The sequence below is a fragment of the Mycobacteriales bacterium genome (genome assembly GCA_035995165.1).
In the GTDB taxonomy this organism is placed as follows: domain Bacteria; phylum Actinomycetota; class Actinomycetes; order Mycobacteriales; family CADCTP01; genus CADCTP01.
On record DASYKU010000099.1, the window covers coordinates 1 to 5,151 of the forward strand.

The 5,151-nt window shown below is 73.7% G+C and carries 6 protein-coding genes; 3 read left to right on the top strand and 3 right to left on the bottom strand.

The genetic code is table 11. The annotated features are described in order from the left end of the window. Nucleotides 1–274, bottom strand: a 274-nt coding sequence (locus VGP36_17370) for a hypothetical protein (protein ID HEV7656488.1), incomplete at its 3' end; no start/stop codon positions are given. 382 nt (nucleotides 275–656) lie between these two features. On the opposite strand from VGP36_17370, the gene VGP36_17375 reads away from it, so the two are divergent. Next, nucleotides 657–1,328, top strand: a complete 672-nt coding sequence (locus VGP36_17375) for a response regulator transcription factor (GenBank protein HEV7656489.1) — start codon at nucleotides 657–659, stop codon at nucleotides 1,326–1,328. Between the two features lie 72 nt (nucleotides 1,329–1,400). Beyond that, nucleotides 1,401–2,681 carry an ATP-binding protein gene (locus VGP36_17380; GenBank protein HEV7656490.1) on the top strand — a complete coding sequence of 427 codons (1,281 nt, stop codon included), beginning with the start codon at nucleotides 1,401–1,403 and terminating at the stop codon, nucleotides 2,679–2,681. Between the two features lie 3 nt (nucleotides 2,682–2,684). Here the strand turns inward: VGP36_17380 and VGP36_17385 are convergent, their stop codons facing one another. Further along, complete coding sequence (locus VGP36_17385) at nucleotides 2,685–3,983, bottom strand: ATP-binding protein (GenBank protein ID HEV7656491.1); 1,299 nt, start codon at nucleotides 3,981–3,983, stop codon at nucleotides 2,685–2,687. Beyond that, nucleotides 3,973–4,596, bottom strand: coding sequence for a response regulator transcription factor (locus VGP36_17390; protein HEV7656492.1), 624 nt, complete (start codon nucleotides 4,594–4,596; stop codon nucleotides 3,973–3,975). The genes VGP36_17385 and VGP36_17390 overlap by 11 nt, the downstream gene beginning before the upstream one ends. A gap of 317 nt (nucleotides 4,597–4,913) precedes the next feature. On the opposite strand from VGP36_17390, the gene VGP36_17395 reads away from it, so the two are divergent. Continuing rightward, nucleotides 4,914–5,151 (top strand): hypothetical protein (locus VGP36_17395; GenBank protein ID HEV7656493.1); only part of this gene is annotated, 238 nt, incomplete at its 3' end.

Genomic DNA, 5,151 nt, shown 5'->3' on the forward strand with positions numbered 1-5,151 from the left:
TCCGGCACAGGCCGTTGCCGCCCGCGTCCCAGTAGTGGCCGCCGTCGGTGGACTCCAACCAGACCCCGTTGAACGGGAACGTCACCCCCTGGACGAACGGCGCGCCGGGCGCGGCCACCGCGGTGCTGCCGGCCAGCGCGGCGACGCCGGTCAGCCCGAGGGCGCCGGCCAGGACGAGCGCGGTGCGTTTCCTCGGAATCCGCTGACGGACGGACCGGACCCGGTGTCGTCGTGACCACAGATCCAGAACGACTTTCGGGCGCGCAACAGTCATGGCTCCTCCGCCTCAACCAGTGGGTGGGGGACGGCCGGTGGGGGCGAGCGAGCTCCGGGCGTCCACGACGCAAACCCGATCCTCCGGGGCGGTGGCAGCTCGGTTCCTCGTCAAAGCAGGTCGCCGAAGCTCATCAAAGTAGGCGGGACCGTTCGGCCGAGGGTGCCCGACATCCGGCCGAGCAACGCTGGGCCGGTTGCCGAGAGCGGTGGCCAGAGGCTCGCCCGGAGCCGCCGTCGGCGGTCGTGTCGGGTGCCGTGGGCGTCCCGGCGGCAATCCGCCGCGCCTGGGGTGGGTTGACCCGAGCCGGGCCGACGCTGACGATCTGGCTCAGGCGACCGGTTCGGTCCCGCCGGTCCGGATCCCAGGGTGGAGGTCGACGATGACCGAGAGCGTGCTGGCCCCGCCGCGGCGGGTGGCGATCGTCGACGACCATGCGGCGTTCGCGGACCTGCTCGGCATCGTCCTCGACGAACTGGACGACCTGGAGTGCGTCGGCTCGGCCGGGTCGTTGGCGGACGCGCTCGCGCTGGTGGCCCGGACCCGGCCCGACATCGTCGTGGTCGATCTGGCCCTGGGCGAGGACGACGGCCTGGAGGTGGTCCGGCAGCTGCGGGCCGAACGGGTCGATCTCGTGCTCGTGGTCGCCTCGGCCCGCTCGGACGCGTACGCGCTGGCGAACGTCGCGGTCGCCGGTGCCAACGGGTTCGCGCCCAAGCGGGGCGCGTTCGGCGAGCTGCTGACGATCCTGCGCTCGGCCCGGCCCGGCACGATGTCGGTGGCACCGACGTTGCTGCCGGCTCCGAAGGTCATGGCGATCTCCGCCGACGACGACGGCTGGCCGGTCCGGCTCACCGCGCGGGAGGCCGAGGTGCTGGCGCTGATGGGCCGCGGCGCCGGCGTCCCGGGGATCGCCCGGGTGCTGAACATCTCGCTCAACACCTGTCGCAGCCACGTCCGGGCCGTGCACAGCAAGCTTGGCGTCGCGACCCAGCTCGAGGCGGTCCTCAAGGCCCGTCGGATCGGCCTGCTCCAGCCGCCCGACGAGCTCTGAATCGCAGATGTGAGTGAGGTCTGTCCGGTCGACGCGCCCTGCGGACCCGGCCGTCCGGTGCACAATCCTGCTATGCGCCCGCCCCGCTCGACCGGACGGCGGGCCGTCGTCGGGCTCGTGCTGACCGCGGTCCTCTCCTTCGCGCTGGTCGGCACCGCCGCGTATGTCGTCGCCAACCGGATCGCCCGGGCCGACGCGCTGTCGGAGGGGCTGCGGACCGCCCGTGGCGTCGGCCGGGCCGTGTTCGCGCCGCAGATCCCGGCCGCGGCGGCGGGGGACCGGTCGGCCATCGCAGCCCTGGACGCCGCCGTCGCGTCCCGGCGCGACGACGGGACGCTGCTGCGGGTGAAGGTCTGGCGCCGGGACGGCACCGTCCTCTGGTCCGACGACCACTCGCTCATCGGCCGGACGTACCCGCTCAGCGCGCCGGTCGCCGCGGTCTTCTCCCAGGGCCGGGACTACTCCTCGATCTCCCGGCTGTCCGGCTCCGAGACGAGTGTCGAGAGTGGACGGTTCCCGGACCTGGTCGAGGCGTACGTCCCGCTGACGCTGGCGAACGGGGACGTGGTGGCTCTGGAGATGTACTCCTCCGACGCCCGCGTCCGCGCGGCCGAGGACGAGCTGAGCGAGCGGCTCGTGACCTTCGCCCTGGTGGCGCTGCTGGTGCTCGCGGTCTGCCAGCTGCCGGTCTCGATCTGGCTGGTGCGCCGGACCGCCGCGGCCCAGCACGACCGCGACCGGATGCTCGGCACCGTGCTGGTCTCCTCCGAGCGCGAGCGCCGGCTGATCGCCGGGCACCTGCACGACAACCTCGTCCAAGAGCTGGCCGGGGCGGCGTACCTGCTGGATTCCCGGTCGCCGCAGGGGATCCCGCCCGAGACCCGGCGGGCGATGGGCCTGGTCACCCAGACCCTGTACGACGCGGTCGACGACCTGCGCGACCTGCTCGTCGAGCTGCGTCCCGACGAGCTCACCAGCGCCACCCTGGCCGACCTGGTCGCCACCGCGGCCATCCGGGCCTGCCCGGACCAGAAGGTCTCGGTGACCGCCGACCTGGACCGGCCGGTGCCGCCGGAGATGGCCGCGTTCCTCTACCGGTGCGCCCGGGAGTGCGCGGTGAACGTGGCCAAGCACGCGCAGGCGACCCGGGTCGACATCACGCTGGCCAGCTCGGCCCTGGGGATTCGGCTGGTCGTACAGGATGACGGGATCGGGGTTCCGGACCCGCTGCCGCCGGCCCGAGGGCACGTCGGGCTGGCCCTGTTGCGGGACGCGGCCGCGGACCTGGGCGGCTCGCTGCACCTGCGGGCCGAAAACGGCACGGTGGTCACCGTCGAGCTCCCGCCGGTCTGAGACTCAGTCCGGCCCGGCCGGGACGGCGATCGTCACGACCGTGCCGGTCGCGTCGCCGTGCGCCCGCAACGAGCCGCCGAGGTCGCGGGCCGCATCCTGCAGCAGCGTGAGGCCGAGGTGCCCGTCCCGCGGGGACAGCGCCCCGGCGGGGATGCCGACGCCATCGTCGTGCACGTCCAGCCGGACCTCGTCCGCATCCGCGGTGAGCACGATGCCGACCCGGGTCGCGGCCGCGTGCTTGGCCGCGTTGGTCACGCACTCCCGGGCGCAGCGGTAGAGGAACGCGGCCAGCTCGGGGGAGAGCGGCCGCTCGATCCGATTGGTGACGGTCACCTCGAGGTCGGGACCGGTACGGGCCGCTGAGCCGGCGATGAGCTCGGCCAGGTTGTCGCCGGTCAGCTCGCTCGGGTGCAGCTCCAGCAGCATCTCCCGCAGGTCGCCGACCGAGCGGTGCAGGACGTGCGCGACCAGCCCGAGCTGACGGCGGTGCTCGGGGACCGCGATGTCGGGCAGCCGCTGGTCCAGCAGCTGGGCCGCCCCGGACAGCTCCTGGACCACCCCGTCGTGCAGGTTCCCGGCCAGCAGCCGCCGCTCGCGTTCGGAGGAGACGAGCACGGTCTCCAGCATCCGCTCCCGGTCCTGCTGGGCCGCGCTGATCCGGCGCACCAGCCAGACCGACACCGGCAGCTGCGCCAGCGCGAGCACCAGCAGTGCCAGCAGTGTGAGCGGCACTATCTGCTCGCCCAGCTCATGCTCGGCCACCAGCACCCGGACGGCCGAGAAGTACATCTCCATCGTGAGCGTGGACCCGTCGAGCACGAACGGGATGTAGACCTCGACGAGCCGGCCGACGCCCGCGCGCTCGTCGGCGTTGTCGGCGTCGGTGAGGGCCGAGATGCCGGCGTGGTCGCGGTTGCGGTCGAAGACCGGGATCATCGCCGCCTTCACCGGGTAGCGCCGGCCGACCACCGCCGCGTCGTCGGACCAGAGCACCGTCCCGTCCCGGCGCCAGACCTTGACCCGGGTCAGCGTGCCGTCCTCGCGCCGGCTGGCCACCGCGGCGCTCAGGTCGGCGCCGGCCCGGCGGTTGCCCTCGACCGCCGCGGGCAGCTCGGAGGCGAAGACGGCCTGGCTGACGCCGTACGCGGTCCGGACGGCCTCGTGCAGCGCGTCGTCGCGGGCGATGCGCATGGCGGCGAGGTCGGCGGCGGCGCCGACCGCCGCGAAGGCGACCGCGGCGGTGAGGACGAGGGCGACGACGGCCCGGACGGCGGTCGAGCGGGAGGGCCGCTCAGCGGTCACCGAGTGGCCCGATCAGGCCGATCCGGCTGGCCGTGACCACGGCCTCGAGCTGGGTGGTCGCGCCGAGCTTGCGGTGCACGGCCGCGACGTAGTTGCGGCAGGTGTTCACCGAGATGTTGAGGATCCGGGCGATCTCCCGGGCCGAGGCGCCGTGGCCCATCAGTGAGAGCACGTCGGCCTCGCGGGCGGTCAGTGGCCGGCCGGCCGCGGTCGGGGCCGGGATCGCCTGTGCCAGCAGGGATGGCGCCACGTACACCGAGCCGGGACGGGCCCGGCGCAGCACCGCGACGGTCTCGCTGAACGCGCCGCTCTTGGGTGCGAACCCGTTGGCGCCGGCGGCCGCGACCGACGCCAGCGTGCCGGCGCCGGAGTGGGCCGAGACGACGACGATCACGACGTCCGGGTAGGCCCCGCGCAGCAGCCGGACCACGTCCAGGCCATCCTCGTCGCCGAGCATCAGGTCGACCACGACGATGCCGGGCCGCTCCCGGGCGGCCACGGCGAGGGCCTCGGCCACGGACGCCGCGGAGCCGACGCAGTGGAACTCGTCCAGGTCGTCCAGGGCGAGGGTGAGAAGCTCGGAGAAGACCGCGTGGTCGTCGACGACGAGCACGCGCGTGCCCTCCGTCGCCCTCATCGGCCTCGCCGCCCGCCCTCTCCCGGTCGCCGCCGCGGTCCGCGGGGCCCTCTGGTCAGCAGAATGCTGTGAGAAGCAGGAGGTCAGCAACCGAAACGGGAGAATCGGTCACTGATTTTCCCCATCGGGCAACTTTCGACGGTCAGTCCTAGGGGGTCGCGCCCCCCACTTTGACCGTCGCCCCGTGACCCGCCCGCTCGTACGGTCGAGGAGCGTCAGCGGTGGGCTGACGTGACCACGGCCGCTCGTCCTCGGTGTGACGGCGGCCGTTCCACCTTGAGGGGAATACGACGATGACTCTGGCGCGCCCGAGAACAGGTCGACCAGGAAGGGTCACGAAGCGCAGGACGGCGCTCGTCCTCGCCGCGGCGCTCGGACTCGGCGGGGTCACCGCGCTGGCCGGCAGCACCGCGGTGGCCGCGCCCGGCGCGCCGTTCGTCCAGGGGGTGACGTTCCCGTTCAACGGGGTCTGGTTGGAGTCCACCGACGGCGGCCACTACTGGGACGCGGGCGGCAACGGCCTGTGCCGGA

Bases quoted from the DNA above. Each gene is read 5' to 3' on its own strand.
- VGP36_17375 (HEV7656489.1), top strand. From the start codon at position 657: ATGACCGAGAGCGTGCTGGCCCCGCCGCGGCGGGTGGCGATCGTCGAC.
- VGP36_17380 (HEV7656490.1), top strand. From the start codon at position 1,401: ATGCGCCCGCCCCGCTCGACCGGACGGCGGGCCGTCGTCGGGCTCGTG.